At 71.0% G+C, this 1,060-nt stretch carries 1 protein-coding gene; it reads right to left on the bottom strand.

Going from position 1 to position 1,060, the window contains the following annotated elements; all coding sequences use genetic code 11:
- Positions 1-174: 174 nt before the first annotated feature.
- Complete coding sequence (locus ACFW2E_RS47715; RefSeq protein WP_384478637.1) at positions 175-1,005, bottom strand: SAM-dependent methyltransferase; 831 nt, start codon at positions 1,003-1,005, stop codon at positions 175-177.
- Positions 1,006-1,060: the final 55 nt, after the last annotated feature.

Below are 1,060 nucleotides of genomic sequence, written 5' to 3'. Positions count from 1 at the left end.
CCGACCGCCGCCAGCTGTGTCACTCGCCGGACGCCCCGTCGTCGTGCGTGCCTCCTGCGTGGCTCCCGACCCCCGACCGCGCGGTGCCCCCCCCGCGGGGACCTCCGGTCGTTGAGGGCCCTTCTCTCCATACGTGGCACGACGCGACGGCGTTCACCGCAGCGGTGATCTTCTTCAGGACTTGCGGGCCACCCCGCCGAACATGGCCACCTCCTCCGGCTCGGTGCCGTCGGCGCCCTCCGGGCGCCAGCGCGAGCAGGACACCACGCCCGGCTCCAGCAGTTCGAGGCCGTCGAAGAGCCGGGTGACGTCCTCGGGGGTGCGCTGGGTCAGCTTCGGCGTGCCGTGCTCGTTCCAGAACTTGACCGCCTCGTCCACGTCCGGCATCGACGGGCTGGTGATGGTGTGCGACAGCACCAGGTGGCTGCCGGACGGCAGCCGGTCCATCAGCCGGCGCACCAGCCCGTACGGGTCCTCGTCGTCACCGATGAAGATCACCACGCCCAGCAGCATCAGCGCGACCGGCTTGCTGAAGTCCAGGGTCCTGGCCGCGTGCTCGAGGATCGCGTCGACGTTGCGCAGGTCCTCGTCGAGGTAGTCGGTACGGCCCTCGGGCGTGCTGGTGAGCAGCGCGCGGGCGTGGGCGAGCACGAGCGGGTCGTTGTCGACGTACACGATCCGGGACTCCGGGGCGGCGGCCTGCGCGACCTCGTGCGTGTTGTCGGCGGTGGGCAGCCCGGTCCCGATGTCCAGGAACTGGCGTATGCCGAGGTCGCCGACCAGGTGCCGCACGGCCCGCCCGAGGAAGAGCCGGTCCGCGCGGGCGTACTCGCCGATGCCCGGGTGCAGCTGACGGATCTGGTCGCCGGCCGCGCGGTCGACCTCGTAGTTGTCCTTGCCGCCGAGCCAGTAGTTCCAGATCCGGGCCGTGTGCGGTTGGCCCGTGTTGATGCGGGCGCGCAGGGACGCGGCGACGTCGTTCGTGGCTGCCGGGTTGTCGGTCACGGGTCAGCTCCTGGGGTACCGATGAAGCCAATGAGAGATACGGGTCAACAGGCCA

The organism is Streptomyces sp. NPDC058964 (assembly GCF_042741275.1).
Taxonomy (GTDB): domain Bacteria; phylum Actinomycetota; class Actinomycetes; order Streptomycetales; family Streptomycetaceae; genus Streptomyces.
Note: the sequence above shows the minus strand (reverse complement) of the source record. Positions and strands in the feature narration are given on the sequence as shown.